This is a genomic window from Ruegeria sp. AN11, assembly GCF_056536005.1.
On record NZ_JBQFJD010000001.1, the window covers coordinates 841655 to 855702 of the forward strand.

Annotated in this window: 12 protein-coding genes and 1 pseudogene; 11 read left to right on the plus strand and 2 right to left on the minus strand. The window is 57.3% G+C overall.

Features of this window, described 5'->3' with window-relative positions; all coding sequences use genetic code 11:
• Positions 1-130 precede the first annotated feature (130 nt).
• The 10 genes and pseudogenes from ACR3EQ_RS04090 (at position 131) to ACR3EQ_RS04135 (ending at position 11582) form a co-directional block, all read left to right on the plus strand.
• Complete coding sequence (locus ACR3EQ_RS04090; RefSeq protein ID WP_480489796.1) at positions 131-3550, plus strand: indolepyruvate ferredoxin oxidoreductase family protein; 3420 nt, start codon at positions 131-133, stop codon at positions 3548-3550.
• A 78-nt stretch (positions 3551-3628) separates the two neighbouring features.
• Positions 3629-4507, plus strand: a complete 879-nt coding sequence (locus ACR3EQ_RS04095) for a lysophospholipid acyltransferase family protein (protein ID WP_480489797.1) — start codon at positions 3629-3631, stop codon at positions 4505-4507.
• A gap of 7 nt (positions 4508-4514) precedes the next feature.
• Positions 4515-5330: an aspartate/glutamate racemase family protein gene (locus tag ACR3EQ_RS04100; protein ID WP_170616883.1), complete on the plus strand. Its 816-nt coding sequence runs from the start codon at positions 4515-4517 to the stop codon at positions 5328-5330.
• 94 nt (positions 5331-5424) lie between these two features.
• Complete coding sequence (gene argC, locus ACR3EQ_RS04105; protein ID WP_170616885.1) at positions 5425-6453, plus strand: N-acetyl-gamma-glutamyl-phosphate reductase; 1029 nt, start codon at positions 5425-5427, stop codon at positions 6451-6453.
• A 7-nt stretch (positions 6454-6460) separates the two neighbouring features.
• On the plus strand, positions 6461-6907 hold the full coding sequence (gene ccmE, locus ACR3EQ_RS04110) for a cytochrome c maturation protein CcmE (RefSeq protein ID WP_170619004.1): 447 nt from the start codon (positions 6461-6463) through the stop codon (positions 6905-6907).
• A gap of 152 nt (positions 6908-7059) precedes the next feature.
• A pseudogene (locus ACR3EQ_RS04115) lies at positions 7060-7672 on the plus strand (holin-associated N-acetylmuramidase).
• On the plus strand, positions 7663-8241 hold the full coding sequence (locus tag ACR3EQ_RS04120; RefSeq protein WP_170619003.1) for a holin family protein: 579 nt from the start codon (positions 7663-7665) through the stop codon (positions 8239-8241). The pseudogene ACR3EQ_RS04115 and the gene ACR3EQ_RS04120 overlap by 10 nt, the downstream one beginning before the upstream one ends.
• A gap of 75 nt (positions 8242-8316) precedes the next feature.
• Complete coding sequence (locus ACR3EQ_RS04125; protein ID WP_170616891.1) at positions 8317-10281, plus strand: heme lyase CcmF/NrfE family subunit; 1965 nt, start codon at positions 8317-8319, stop codon at positions 10279-10281.
• Positions 10278-10733, plus strand: coding sequence for a cytochrome c-type biogenesis protein (locus ACR3EQ_RS04130; RefSeq protein WP_170619002.1), 456 nt, complete (start codon positions 10278-10280; stop codon positions 10731-10733). The genes ACR3EQ_RS04125 and ACR3EQ_RS04130 overlap by 4 nt, the downstream gene beginning before the upstream one ends.
• A gap of 72 nt (positions 10734-10805) precedes the next feature.
• Positions 10806-11582 (plus strand): enoyl-CoA hydratase-related protein, encoded by a 777-nt coding sequence (locus ACR3EQ_RS04135; protein WP_170616895.1) that lies wholly within the window; start codon positions 10806-10808, stop codon positions 11580-11582.
• A 3-nt stretch (positions 11583-11585) separates the two neighbouring features.
• On the opposite strand, the gene bmt is transcribed toward ACR3EQ_RS04135, so the two are convergent.
• Positions 11586-12602 carry a betaine--homocysteine S-methyltransferase gene (bmt, locus tag ACR3EQ_RS04140; RefSeq protein WP_170616897.1) on the minus strand — a complete coding sequence of 339 codons (1017 nt, stop codon included), beginning with the start codon at positions 12600-12602 and terminating at the stop codon, positions 11586-11588.
• A 122-nt stretch (positions 12603-12724) separates the two neighbouring features.
• Complete coding sequence (locus ACR3EQ_RS04145) at positions 12725-13045, minus strand: DUF1476 domain-containing protein (protein WP_170616899.1); 321 nt, start codon at positions 13043-13045, stop codon at positions 12725-12727.
• Positions 13046-13232: 187 nt separating this feature from the next.
• Between ACR3EQ_RS04145 and purC the strand changes: the two genes are divergently transcribed.
• A complete protein-coding gene (gene purC, locus ACR3EQ_RS04150; RefSeq protein WP_170616901.1) occupies positions 13233-13988 on the plus strand; it encodes a phosphoribosylaminoimidazolesuccinocarboxamide synthase in 756 nt (251 codons plus the stop codon).
• Positions 13989-14048: the final 60 nt, after the last annotated feature.

Consider the following 14048-nt stretch of genomic DNA (forward strand, 5'->3'; position numbering starts at 1 on the left):
ATAGGTAACAAGTTCTACATTCAAACTGTGAAATCGTTACAATTCAGAGGATAGCGTCTATACAGGTCAGAAATTATGACCTAAAATATGTGTTAAGTTAGCAACCTGATCTGACGAGGGGAGGCGTCCGATGAGCGAGCCTAAGATTACGCTGAATGACCGCTTTGATCTGACCAGAAATCCCGTTCTTCTGAACGGAACGCAGGCGCTTGTTCGGCTGATGCTGATGCAAAAAGCGCGCGACCAGAAGGCGGGTTTGAACACCGCCGGACTGGTGACGGGCTATCGTGGTTCGCCGCTTGGCGCGGTCGATCAGCAGATGATGCGAGCGCAAAAAGAGCTTTCGGAAAGCGATGTCACCTTTCAGTTCGGTCTGAACGAGGATCTGGCGGCAACAGCCCTGTGGGGCAGCCAGCAGGCCGGGTTGCGAGGAGACGGCCGGTACGACGGCGTGTTCGGGTTGTGGTACGGCAAGGGTCCGGGCGTGGACAGGTCCGGTGACGTGATGCGGCATGCGAATATGGCCGGAACCGCGCGCCATGGCGGTGTGCTGATGGCAATGGGCGACGATCACACCGGTGAGAGCTCGACCGTGTTGCACCAGTCGGAATGGTCTCTGGTCGACATGTACATGCCTGTGGTCAGCCCGGCAGGTGTTCAGGAGATCCTGGATTACGGTATCTACGGCTTTGCGCTCAGCCGTTTTGCCGGCGTTTGGGTTGGCTTGAAGACGATGAAAGACACGATCGAGGTGACTTCCGTCGTGGACGGCAGCCCGGATCGCATGGGGCTGGTGATGCCCGAGTTCGACATGCCCGAGGGCGGGTTGAACATCCGTTTGGGCGACACGCCTCACCTGCAGGAAGGGCGCATTATCGACTTCAAGCGTTTTGCGGCGGAAACCTTCTCTCATGCCAACAAACTGGACAAGCGTATCTGGGGTAAGCCGGGCGCGAAAATCGGGTTTGTTGCGGCGGGAAAAAACTGGCTGGACCTGACCCATGCCATGTCCCTGCTGAACATCGACGCAAACGAGGCCGAGCGGCTGGGCATTACCACCTATAAGGTGGGGCAGACCTTCCCGCTGGACATGGTTGGGTTCCACGACTGGGCTGAAGGCCTGGATCTGATCGTGATTGTCGAGGAAAAGCGCAAGCTGATCGAGGTTCAGGTCAAAGAGGCCATTTTCGACGATCGCCGCGGCCGCCGTGTCTATGGCTGGTACAAGGGCGGTGCCGGCACCTTGCACCGTGAAGAACTGTTCCCGACACGCGGCGCGCTGGATCCGATCATGATCGCCGAGAAAATTGGTGAGATCCTGATCGAGGAGGGGCACGACACGGACGGTGTTCGCGCCGGGCTGGCAAAACTGTCCGAAGCCCGCAGGGCCGATAACGCCCAGGAAATCGCGACGCGCCTGCCATATTTCTGTTCGGGTTGCCCGCACAACAGTTCGACCCGCGTGCCGAAGGGAAGCCGCGCTTATGCCGGTATCGGCTGCCACTACATGGTTCAGTGGATGGATCGTGAGACGACAGGATTCACTCAGATGGGCGGTGAAGGCGCAAACTGGATTGGGGAAGCGCCGTTTTCGACCACCAAACATGTGTTCCAGAACCTTGGGGACGGAACCTACAACCACTCGGGCGTTCAGGCGATCCGGGCGGCATTGTCGGCGGGGACAAACATCACCTTCAAGATCCTGTTCAACGATGCAGTTGCCATGACCGGCGGGCAGGACAATGAAGGCGGTCTGACGGCCGAACGTATTGTGGCCGAGGTCAAGGCAATGGGCGTTCAGACGGTGGCTGTTGTCTATGACGAAAAGGAAGACGTGAATTTCAAGGCGCTGCCTGCGAATGTCGAAACTTTCGAGCGCGCCGAACTTATGCAGGTGCAGGAACGTTTCCGCGAGATCGAGGGCGTGTCGGTTATTGTCTACGTGCAGACCTGCGCCGCCGAAAAACGCCGCCGCCGCAAGCGCGGAACATTTCCCGACCCGGACAAGCGGGTGTTCATAAACACTCACATTTGCGAAGGCTGCGGGGATTGTGGTGTTCAGTCGAACTGTGTCTCGATCGTTCCGAAGAATACGGAACTTGGTCGCAAGCGCGCCATTGATCAGTCCAGCTGCAACAAGGATTTTTCCTGTTTCAACGGGTTTTGCCCTTCATTCGTGACGTTGGAAGGCGCTCAGATCCGAAAGGAAGCGAAGACCGAGATCGACTTGCCCGATCTGCCTATGCCGGAACTTCCGCGTATTGATGGAACTCATAACGTTGTCATCACTGGCGTCGGTGGCACCGGGGTTGTGACACTGGGTGCCATTCTGGCGCAGGCGGCCCAGATCGACGGCAAGGGTGCTGGCATGATGGAAATGGCGGGTTTGGCGCAAAAAGGCGGTGCGGTGCACATCCATTGCCGGTTGGCCAACCGTCCCGAAGACATCAGCGCCATCCGTGTCGCGACCGGAGAAGCACATGCGCTGATCGGCGGCGATCTGGTCGTGTCTGCCGGGGCCAAAACACTGGGTCTGACCCGAACCGGCCAAACCGGCGCGGTGGTCAATAGCCATGAAACGATCACCGGCGACTTCACCCGGGACACCGATTTCCAGATCCCCAGCGACCGGCTGGAACTGGCGCTGCAGGCGCGGTTGAAGGACGGCGTGTCGATGTTCGATGCAACTGAGCTGGCGCGCGCTGTCATGGGAGATTCGATCTATTCAAACATGATGGTCCTTGGTGCTGCCTGGCAAAAGGGCCTGCTGCCGGTTTCACATCAGGCCGTACTGCAAGCCATCGAACTGAACGGCACTGCGGTCGAACGCAACAAACGCGCCTTTGATATTGGCCGGTGGGCAGTTCTGCATTCCCAGGAAGTCGATGCGATACTGTCGCCTTCCGTTGCAGAGTTGCCCAAATCGCTGGAGCAGATGATCGACTTCAGGACCGATCATCTGAAGAAATATCAGGGCAATCGTCTGGCAAAACGTTACCGCAAGGTGGTTGACGCTTTCGAGGACGCCTCGGTTCGCGAGGCTGTGGCCAAAGGTTATCACAAACTGCTGTCCTACAAGGACGAATATGAGGTTGCTCGCCTTCTCCTGGATAGCCGGGAACAGGCAAAGTCCGAGTTCGATGGCGACTTCAAGATGACCTTTCATCTGGCACCGCCAATAATGGGAGGGACCGGACCGAACGGGCGACCGCGCAAGCGTGCTTTTGGGGAATGGATGCTTGGACCGATGAAGCTTCTGTCCAAACTGAAATTCCTGCGCGGTACACCCTTCGACATTTTTGGTTACAGTGCCGAACGCAAGATGGAACGTGCATTGATCCGTCAGTACGAATCCGACCTGCGAGAGATCACGCCATTGATCACGGCCGACACACGTGACGCATTTGCGGCCCTCGCGCGGCTTCCGCTGGAGATTCGCGGATTTGGACCTGTTCTGAGGGAGAACGAAGCCAAAGCAGCCAAAAAGCGCGAGGAATTGCTGGCGATCATCCGCGACGGCGGTCCCGAGATGCGTGCCGCGGCCGAATGACATGTCATAATCCTGTAACGGCATCTGTGCAAAAGGCTCACCTGCACCTAGATTGCGTGAAACAGACCGGAGTATCGCATGCCTTCGCGCCGTCATGTCGCCCGTGACATTTCCTATGCCTATTCCGCCGAGACCAGAGGCGGGAAGATGGTCATCAAGCTTATGGAGAATACGACCGGGCGTTTGCGTCTGATCAAACGGGCGGATGGGTACGAGCGCGAAGTCGCCAACGGCCGGGATTTCTGGGCGGTTATGGTCGAGCGGTACGGATTGTCACTGGATATCGTCGGCGGATCTTTGTCGAACATACCCGCTGAAGGGCCGCTGATCCTGATTGCAAATCATCCGTACGGAATTCTGGATGGTCTGATGATGGGTCACATCCTGTCTCGGACGCGCGGAGATTTTCGGATATTGGCCAATCATGTATTCACAAAGGCCGAGGATCTGAATCGTATCATCCTGCCAATTTCGTTCGATAATACGAAGGAGGCGATGAGGCTAAACCTCGAAACGCGGAAGACGACCTTGGATTATCTGGGTAGTGACGGTGCCATCGGGATCTTCCCGGGCGGAACGGTCAGCACCGGAGCCAAACCGTTCTCGCACCCAATGGATCCAGGCTGGCGCGGCTTTACGGCCCGAATGGTCGCGAAATCGAATGCGACGGTTGTGCCGGTTTTTTTTGACGGGCACACCTCACGCCTGTTTCAGATTGCCAGTCATTTGCACAATACGCTGCGCATGGGGTTGCTGATCAAAGAGTTCAAGAAGCGGGTCGACACGCCGGTTAAGGTGGTCATCGGTGAGCCCATTGGCCGGGATGTTCTGGACCCTTTGGGCAAGGACACGCGCAAGATGATGGATTTCTTGCGCAAAGCGACGTATGAGCTGTCTCCGAAACCGTTAAAGTCCTATGACTACGGGTATGAATTCGAGGAACGGCATCGCGCCTGAAGGGCAAATGGCAGTAGGTATATTTGATTCTGGTCTCGGCGGGCTGACCGTTCTGGACGCCGCACGGAAACGTCTGCCGGACGTGGATTTCCTGTATTTCGCGGACAGTTCGCACGCACCGTACGGTGTGCGCGATGCTGAGGATATCTATCAACTGACCCGCAAGGCAGTTCATGACCTGTGGGCAAAGGGCTGTGATCTTGTGATTCTCGCCTGCAACACCGCCAGCGCGGCTGCGTTGCGGCGGATGCAGGAAGAGGGCGTGCCCGACGGCAAGCGGGTTCTCGGCGTCTTTGTGCCGCTGATCGAGGCCCTGACGGAACGCCAATGGGGCGACAACTCGCCCCCGCGAGAGGTCGCCGTGAAGCATGTTGCTCTGTTTGCGACCCCGGCCACCGTTTCAAGTCGTGCGTTTCAGCGGGAACTGGCCTTTCGGGCCATCGGTGTAGATGTCGAGGCGCAGGCATGTGGCGGTGTTGTTGACGCGATCGAAGATGGCGACATGATTCTGGCCGAAGCGCTGGTGCGCAGCCACGTGGATGCCCTGAAGCGGAAGATGCCCGAACCACAGGCCGCCATTCTGGGTTGCACGCATTACCCTTTGATGGCCGAAACGTTTCAGCAGGCGCTTGGTCCGGATGTTCAAGTGTTCAGTCAGGGAGATCTGGTGGCGGAAAGCCTTGCGGATTACCTGCAACGCCATCCGAACATGCTTGGCTCGGGCGGGGGCGGGGGCGGGTTTCTGACGACCGGCAAACCGGGCATTGTCAGCGATCGGGCCACTCAGTTTCTCCGACGACAAATCACATTTGAGGCGGCCTGACTTAGGTCAAGGACGCCCGGACCCCCATTCCTTAATCCGATGACCGTCACATCGGCGGTCGTGATATGTGACACACTCATGCAAGAGGTCTGACATGACCCACAAAATCGCAATTCTTGGCGCTTCCGGCTATACCGGTGCGGAACTGGTGCGGCTGATCGCCGAGCACCCGAATATGGAAATCACCGCTCTGGCCGCTGAACGTAAGGCTGGGCAGCCTATGGCACAGGTTTTCCCACATCTGCGGCATATGAACCTGCCGGATCTGTGCAAGATTTCGGAAATTGATTTCTCGCAGATTGACCTGTGTTTCTGCGCATTGCCGCACAAAACCAGCCAGGAAATAATCCGTGATCTGCCGAAAAACCTGAAGATTATCGACCTGTCCGCTGATTTCCGCCTGCGCGATCCGGCGGAGTACGAGAAGTGGTACGGCAACCCGCACGCTGCATTGGAACAGCAGGAAGAGGCTGTTTATGGCTTGACCGAATTCTACCGCGATGAAATCCGGGCTGCGCGACTGGTTGCTGGCACAGGTTGCAACGCGGCGACCGGGCAATACGCATTGCGGCCGCTGATAACAGCGGGTGTGGTTGATCTCGATGACATCATTCTCGACCTGAAATGCGCCGTTTCAGGGGCGGGTCGGTCGTTGAAAGAAAACCTTTTGCACGCAGAGCTCAGTGAAGGGTACAACGCCTATGCCGTAGGCGGGACGCACCGTCACCTGGGAGAGTTCGATCAGGAGTTCTCGAAACTGGCGGGGCGGACCGTGCATGTGCAGTTCACACCGCATCTGATCCCCGCCAATCGGGGGATTTTGGCAACGACCTATGTAAAGGGCGACCCACACAGCATTTATGAAACACTGAGCAAGGCCTATGAAGCAGAGCCGTTTCTGCAGGTGCTTCCCTTTGGTGAAACGCCTTCGACCCACCATGTCAGGGGGTCAAACTTCTGCCATATCGGCGTGGTTGCAGATCGGATTGAACGTCGCGCGATTGTGGTCGCGGCACTTGATAACCTGACAAAAGGTAGCAGTGGCCAAGCCTTGCAGAACGCCAACCTGATGTTAGGTGAAAATGAAACCGCCGGGCTGATGATGGCCCCGTTGTTCCCGTGAGGAAAAGATGAAAACGCTCAAGAAACGCCGTCGAGTACAGATCATTTTGCTGGCAGCTGTTGCCCTGGCATTGTCGACGGCGTTGATTGGGTACGCCATGCGGGACGGCATCAACTTTTTCCGCTCGCCAAGTCAGGTCATCGCGGAACCTCCCAAACCGACCGAAGTATTCCGGATTGGCGGGCTGGTCGAAGAAGGGTCAATCATTCGCGGACAGGGCGAGACGGTCTATTTCAGCGTCACAGACGGCGGCGAAACCGTCAAAGTGGCATTCACGGGTGTACTGCCGGACCTGTTTTCGGAAAATCAGGGTATGGTGGGAACCGGAAGTTACGTGAACGGTGTCTTTGAAGCCACGGAAATACTGGCAAAACACGATGAGACCTATATGCCGAAAGAGGTCGTGGATGCCTTGAAAGAACAAGGGGTCTACAAAGAGGCCGATGAGAGCTGACCTCATCTGATCCGCATGCCTCCGGCGGCAGCGTAACCTTGAACAAAAAGAAGTAGGGCGTTGCATGTGACGGACATGCAGCGCCCTTTCTTTTTGCGCGTTGTTAATGCCTTTGACTGACCGTCTGACCTGATAGTTGAAATGAGGTCGGCATGCAGACGGTTCGGCAAATCGCCAGTGGCATAGTGGCACGGGAAGGCGGGTATGTGGATGATCCGGATGACCCCGGCGGACCCACGAAGTTCGGTGTTACAATCAGCACGCTGCGGCGGTTGGGATTGGACCTGACCGGAGACGGAGAGATTTCGCACGCTGACGTGCGTGCATTGTCGCGAAATCAGGCAGTTGAGATCTTTCTGCAATACTATTTCGAGGAACCCCGCCTTGGGTTGTTGCCAGAAATGCTGCACGCGACTGTTTTTGACATGTACGTAAATGCCGGTGCGCATGCCGTCCGAATCCTGCAACGGTTGTTGGTGCAAATGGGTTTCGCGGTCACGGTGGATGGCGTGGTTGGTCCGCAGACGGCAGAAGCTTGCCGGGAAGCGGCGATGCCTGATGCGGCGGCGCTGCGTGATGCCTACGGTGTCGCCCGACGAAACTACTACTTTCAACTGGCAGATCGGCGTCCTGAGTCCCGCAAATATGCGCGCACCCGGTCTGGGGGAAAAGGGGGGCTGGATTCGACGGGCGGAAGAATTCCTTTCAACCGACTACCACCTAAGCGACGCGGAATTTCAAAGGAGAGTTGCACGATGGGACTGATTTCGGGCGTATTGGCATTTCTGTTCGGGGGCGGGCGAAATCTTGTGCGGGAAACAGTCGAAGTTTTCCACGAGAACGCCGATGCGGCAGCTGAGCGCTCCATAACAGTCCAGGGGCAGGCGATGTCTCAGTTCGGCGCTGAGTTTCACAAAGTGCAAAAAGGTGCATTCGATCGGTTTATGGATGGGTTGAACCGAGTTCCGCGACCGGCGCTGGCTTTGGGGACGTTGGGATTGTTTGTGGCGGCCATGGTCGACCCGATCTGGTTTGCGGCCCGCATGCAGGGGATTGCGCTTGTACCTGAACCTTTGTGGTGGCTGTTGGGGGTAATCGTTTCCTTTTATTTTGGCGCGCGTCACCACAGCAAAGTGCAGGATCTGCAACGGGAAATTGCCGCCGGTATGACGCGGGTTCCTGTCGTCGTCGAGAATCTCAGAACCCTGCAAACGTTGGACAAGGATATGCCGACGCATGTAGACGCCGGAGCGGACCAACCCGAGGTCGAGGCGGCCGTCGACCTTGACGAAAACCGCGCGTTGGAGGACTGGAAGCGCCTGCGCGGTGACTGACCCGCGACACTATGTGCGCCAAATCCTGGCGATTGTTGTTGGTGCTTGCCCCGCGACAGGTTTATATCGTTGGCCATGATTACAGAACTTGGCCACTTTGCCCTGATCCTCGCCTTTTTTGTCGCCATCGTTCAAAGCGTGGTGCCCTTGATCGGTGCTGCAAAACGATGGACCGGCTGGATGGCGTTTGCTGAACCGGCTGCGATCTCTCAGTTCTTGCTAACCGCGTTTTCATTTGGTGCGTTGACGTGGGCCTTCATCACGTCGGACTTTTCGCTGCGTATCGTGGTAGAGAACAGTCATTCCGCCAAGCCGATGCTGTACAAGATCAGCGGCACATGGGGGAACCACGAAGGTTCGATGCTGTTGTGGGTGCTGATTGTTACCATTTTCGGTGCCATGGCCGCGTTCTTCGGGGGTGGTCTGCCACCAACGCTCAAGGCGCGCGTGCTGGCGGTTCAATCGGCCATCGCTGTCGCGTTTTTCGCCTTTATTCTGTTCACTTCGAACCCGTTTGACAGGTTGGTCATCGCGCCGTTTGACGGCCGCGACCTGAACCCGCTGTTGCAGGATCCCGGCCTCGCGTTCCACCCGCCGTTCCTGTATCTGGGGTATGTCGGGCTGAGCATGGCGTTCAGCTTTGCCGTTGCAGCCCTCATCGAGGGCAGAATCGATGCGGCATGGGGGCGTTGGGTCCGACCGTGGACATTGGCGGCCTGGGTGTTTCTGACGATCGGCATCGCGCTGGGGTCATGGTGGGCCTACTATGAACTGGGCTGGGGCGGTTTCTGGTTTTGGGATCCGGTAGAAAATGCCTCGTTCATGCCGTGGCTGCTGGCTGCCGCATTGCTGCACTCGGCGATTGTTGTGGAAAAGCGCGAATCCCTTAAAAGCTGGACGATTCTGTTGGCCATTATAGCCTTCGGATTTTCGCTGATCGGAACCTTCATTGTACGGTCCGGCCTGCTGACCTCGGTTCACGCTTTTGCAAACGACCCGGAACGGGGCGTGTTCATCCTGCTGATTCTGATTTTCTTTATCGGCGGTTCGCTGACCCTGTTTGCCACCCGCGCACAGGCGATGGAGGCGAAGGGTGTGTTTGGAATGGTCAGCCGCGAAAGCGCGTTGATACTGAACAACATCCTTCTGGCTGTCAGCTGTTTTGTCGTCTTTGTGGGAACCATGTGGCCGATGGTGGCGGAAATGGCCTTTGATCGGAAGCTTTCTGTTGGGGCACCTTTCTTCAATGCGGCCTTTACGCCCTTCATGGTCGCGTTGGGCATTGCGTTGCCCGTTGGTGCCATGCTGCCCTGGAAACGGGGCAAGCTTGGCAAAACGGCCTGGTCGCTGCGCTACGCGTTTCTGCTGGCGCTTGCGCTGGCGTTGCTGGTCTGGGCGATGCAGACAGGACGCAGCGCTTTGGGGCCGGTAGGTCTGTTCCTTGGCGCATGGATCACATTCGGTGCAATCGTGGATTTGTGGAGCCGCACGGGCCGCAAAAACAACTTGAACCGCCTGGTGCGTCTTCCAGGTGCGGATTGGGGCAAGGCGGTCGCTCATACAGGGTTGGGGGTAACGATATTTGCCATTGCAGGCCTGACCGCGTGGGAGGTCGAAGACATACGCGTTGCGCAACCGGGCCAGCCATTTGAAGTCGGGCAGTTCACCCTGACCCTGAATGATGTGCGCCGGGTACAGGGGCCGAACTACTTCTCGACCATGGCAGATGTAATCGTTGAAAAGAACGGGCGGCCCATCGCAACGCTGCATCCGGAAAAACGCGACTATCCCGTGGCGCGGATGCCCACGACCGAAGCGGCGATCGACTATCGTTTCCTGCGGGATGTGTATGTCGTGATCGGCGACCAGCAGGCCGATGGCGGTTGGGTCATGCGAACCTACATCAAACCACTGGCGAACTGGATCTGGGGCGGGTGTATTCTGATGTCGCTTGGCGGAGTTCTCAGCCTGTCTGATCGTCGTTTTCGTGTGGCTGCCGGCGCCCGCAAGTCCCCGGCTGGCGGAGTACCTGCGGAATGAGACGTCTGGCTCTGATCCTGATGCTTGTTGCTTCCCCGTTGATGGCTGTTCAACCGGATGAAGTGTTGGATGACCCGGCACTCGAAGCGCGGGCACGCGACATCAGCACCGGGTTGCGCTGCCTTGTCTGCCGAAATGAAAGCATTGATGAAAGCAATGCCGAACTGGCGCGCGATTTACGCCTGTTGTTGCGTGAGCGGTTGGTGGCCGGGGACAGCGACGAAGAGGCTGTGGCCTATATCGTTGACCGTTACGGCGAATATGTTCTTTTGAAGCCGAAAGTGACCGGGTCAAACCTGATGCTTTGGCTGGCCGGTCCCATAATGCTGCTGATCGCCGCCGGAATGGGCTGGAACTTTTTGCGTAAGCGGTCACAAGGGCAGGGCGCGTCCGAAGCAGACGCCCTGAGCGAAGACGAGAAAGAGCGTCTGCGCCAAATTCTCGAAGACTGACGTTCGGTTTAGCTTTTCCTTCCCGCATTTATCCATCAGGTTCACCCAGGGTTCTGAGTTTGGGAGGAAACCATGGAATATGAAACGGTCCTTCTGGACATTGCGGACGATCTGGCGGTTCTTACGCTGAACCGGCCGGATAAGATGAACGCACTGACCACGCAAATGCGGGCCGAGATCATGCATGCGATGAAACATGCGGCCCGTCGCGCCAGGGCGATCGTGATAACCGGGGCTGGCAACGCGTTTTGCTCCGGGCAGGATCTTGGGGATGCTTCAAGCACTGGCAAGATCGACCTGGAAAGGTCTTTGCGCGACGAATACGAACCGATGCTGGAAACGATCCACGATTGCCCGGTTCCGACAATCGCCGCGGTAAATGGGGCAGCCGCCGGGGCTGGGGCCAATCTGGCTTTGTGCGCGGATGTCGTGATTGCGGCTGAAAGCGCTTATTTTTTACAGGCATTCGCGCGGATCGGTTTGCTGCCGGATGCCGGCGGTACATGGTTCATGCCGCGTCAGATGGGGATGGCCAAAGCGATGGGCGCGGCGCTGTTCGCGGACAAGATCACCGCGCGTCAAGCCGATGACTGGGGGCTGATCTGGGAATCCGTCAGTGATGCAGAGTTTGACGCGCACTGGCGCAAGCGGGCGTCTTATCTGGCCAATGGGCCAACCGCTGCGTTTGCTGCGATGAAGAAGGCCATTCGCGGAACTTACGACAAATCCCTGACGCAGCAATTGACGACCGAGGCTCATTTGCAGGGAGATTGCAGTCGCACCCGCGATTTTGCCGAAGGCGTCGTTGCATTCATGGAAAAACGCCCCCCGAAATTCGAGGGGCGCTGAAGCTCAAGCCCGGCGGCGACGGCGCGCGCGGCGGTCCGGGACTGCCGCATCCTCGTCAGTGCCGTCAGAGGCTGAAGAGAACGGACCCAGTGCGCCCGTTATCTGATCCAGTGTCGGTCGATCTCCCGGTGCGGTTGTGTCCAGCGCCTCGCGCATCTTACGAAGATGCTCAGGCATCGTGCCGCAACAGCCGCCAATGATGGTCGCCCCCGCGTCACGAGCCATGGCCGCGTACTGGCCCATCAACTCGGGCGTTCCGTCATAGTGGATGTGACCATTGACATATTTCGGTATGCCCGCATTCCCTTTCGAGATCACAGGCCGTTCTGTTCCCTGTGCCGCAAAACCCAGCACCGTGCGAAGGATATCCGACGCCCCGGTCCCGCAATTGGCGCCGAAAGCCACGGGCGGATTGGGCAACGTTTCAACCAGCGAGGCAAAATCGGCCGATGTCACGCCCATCATGGTGCGACCCGCGGTGTCAAAGCTCATGGTACCGCACCAGGGCATGTCAGCCAGCGCGAATGCTTCTGCTGCGGCCCGGAATTCCTCGGGCGCGCTGATGGTTTCCAGCCAGAGAACATCGACGCCGCCTGCTTTCAGGGCTTCGGCCTGTTCATGAAACATCTCGACGGCATCCGCGTGTGACAGGCTTCCGACCGGTTCCATGATTTCACCGGTGGGACCGACCGACCCAGCGACGATCACCGTGCGACCTGATTTGTCGGCGACTTCACGGCCCAGTTCGGCGCCGATTCGGTTCAGTTCTGCAACGCGATCCTGTGCATCGTGCAGTTTCAGACGCGAGGCTGTTCCGCCAAAAGTGTTGGTCAGAAACAGATCGCTGCCGGCATCAACGGATCCCTGGTACAGCGCCCTGATCTTGTCCGGTGCATCCACATTCCACAATTCCGGCGCGTCGCCCGATTGCAGTCCCATATTGAACAGATTGGTGCCGGTTGCCCCGTCCGCCAGAATGGCATCCTTGGTTTCCAAAAGTGTGCTAAGCGCGTTTGTCATGCGAGTCGTCCGAATAAAGGTGCATTCGACCGTTGAAAATTGAGACACCCCGTGTCTCACGACCGGGGCGTTAAATCAAATTCATAAAACTCATGAAGATCATGAGCTTTGTATCTTGGAGGTCAGATGTTTACTTCCGCCATGACCTGCTCTTTGGCTTCCACCAACAACTCAGCCATCTTTACGCGGATGGTCTTTTCGTCAGCAAGGTCGCCCAGATACCCTTTGACGGCGTCGACAACGTCGTCTTCGCTTACGTTTTGAAGATCTGTGTGCACCAGTTCCTGACCGTATTTGCGGGCTTGTTCTACCGTCTCACCCTTAAGCGTGGATGCCCAAACGGCCATAAAGCGGTTCCGGCGCATTCTGGCGATGAACTGCATTTTTTCATCATGCGCGAATTTGTTTTCAAACGCGGCTTCACGTTCGTCAAATGTGGTCATTTGTCGGGGACCCCTTGAGTTTCGAATTCTGTCTTCATGATATGACTATTGCACGTTGTGGACGCAAGGGATTTGCGCTGCGTCAAAGCCTCTCGGGTTGACGAACTTGCGGGAAAGGGGGGCTTGGACTATGAGAACGCCAACGTGAGGGGACTCATTCCCGCTCAGCAGACTGGAAAGGTCGCACATGGCGCGTCGCAAGAAAATCTATGAAGGCAAGGCCAAGATCCTGTATGAAGGCCCGGAACCGGGCACAATCGTTCAGTATTTCAAGGATGACGCCACGGCTTTCAACGCCGAAAAGAAAGACGTCATTGACGGAAAAGGCGTGTTGAACAACCGGCTGAGCGAGTTTTTCATGACCGGCCTGACCCAGATTGGCGTGCCGAACCATTTCATTCGCCGTCTGAACATGCGCGAGCAGCTTGTGCGCAGCTGCGAGATTGTGCCGTTGGAAGTGATCGTTCGCAACTATGCCGCAGGCTCGCTGTCCAAGCGTTTGGGCATCGCCGAAGGGACACAGTTGCCGCGTCCGATCATCGAGTACTGCTACAAGGATGACTCGCTCGGCGATCCGCTGGTTTCGGAAGAACACATTGCGGCCTTTGGCTGGGCTAGCCAGCAGGATATGGAAGATATCCTTAGCCTGGCGCTGCGCGTGAACGATTTCATGAGCGGTGTGATGCTGGCTGTGGGTATCCGCCTGATCGACTTCAAGATCGAGATAGGCCGCGTCTTCGAAGGTGATTTTCAGCGATTGCTCGTGGCGGATGAAATCAGCCCGGATAGCTGCCGACTGTGGGACATCGAAACCGGCCAGAAGCTCGACAAAGACGTGTTCCGGCGCGATCTGGGCAATTTGACCGACGCCTACTCCGAGGTCGCCCGGCGCCTGGGCGTTCTGCCCAAAAGTAACGTGACCAAGCCGACATTGATCAACTGACCTAGCAGGTCTGTTCGATTTGGAACAAAGCGCTGCCTCGGTTGAGGGGGCGTTTTTTCT

Bases quoted from the DNA above. Each gene is read 5' to 3' on its own strand.
- ACR3EQ_RS04095 (WP_480489797.1), top strand. From the start codon at position 3,629: ATGCCTTCGCGCCGTCATGTCGCCCGTGACATTTCCTATGCCTATTCC.
- ccmE (WP_170619004.1), top strand. From the start codon at position 6,461: ATGAAAACGCTCAAGAAACGCCGTCGAGTACAGATCATTTTGCTGGCA.
- purC (WP_170616901.1), top strand. From the start codon at position 13,233: ATGGCGCGTCGCAAGAAAATCTATGAAGGCAAGGCCAAGATCCTGTAT.
- ACR3EQ_RS04130 (WP_170619002.1), top strand. From the start codon at position 10,278: ATGAGACGTCTGGCTCTGATCCTGATGCTTGTTGCTTCCCCGTTGATG.
- ACR3EQ_RS04120 (WP_170619003.1), top strand. From the start codon at position 7,663: ATGGGACTGATTTCGGGCGTATTGGCATTTCTGTTCGGGGGCGGGCGA.
- argC (WP_170616885.1), top strand. From the start codon at position 5,425: ATGACCCACAAAATCGCAATTCTTGGCGCTTCCGGCTATACCGGTGCG.
- ACR3EQ_RS04145 (WP_170616899.1), bottom strand. From the start codon at position 13,045: ATGACCACATTTGACGAACGTGAAGCCGCGTTTGAAAACAAATTCGCG.
- ACR3EQ_RS04135 (WP_170616895.1), top strand. From the start codon at position 10,806: ATGGAATATGAAACGGTCCTTCTGGACATTGCGGACGATCTGGCGGTT.
- ACR3EQ_RS04100 (WP_170616883.1), top strand. From the start codon at position 4,515: ATGGCAGTAGGTATATTTGATTCTGGTCTCGGCGGGCTGACCGTTCTG.
- ACR3EQ_RS04125 (WP_170616891.1), top strand. From the start codon at position 8,317: ATGATTACAGAACTTGGCCACTTTGCCCTGATCCTCGCCTTTTTTGTC.
- bmt (WP_170616897.1), bottom strand. From the start codon at position 12,602: ATGACAAACGCGCTTAGCACACTTTTGGAAACCAAGGATGCCATTCTG.
- ACR3EQ_RS04090 (WP_480489796.1), top strand. From the start codon at position 131: ATGAGCGAGCCTAAGATTACGCTGAATGACCGCTTTGATCTGACCAGA.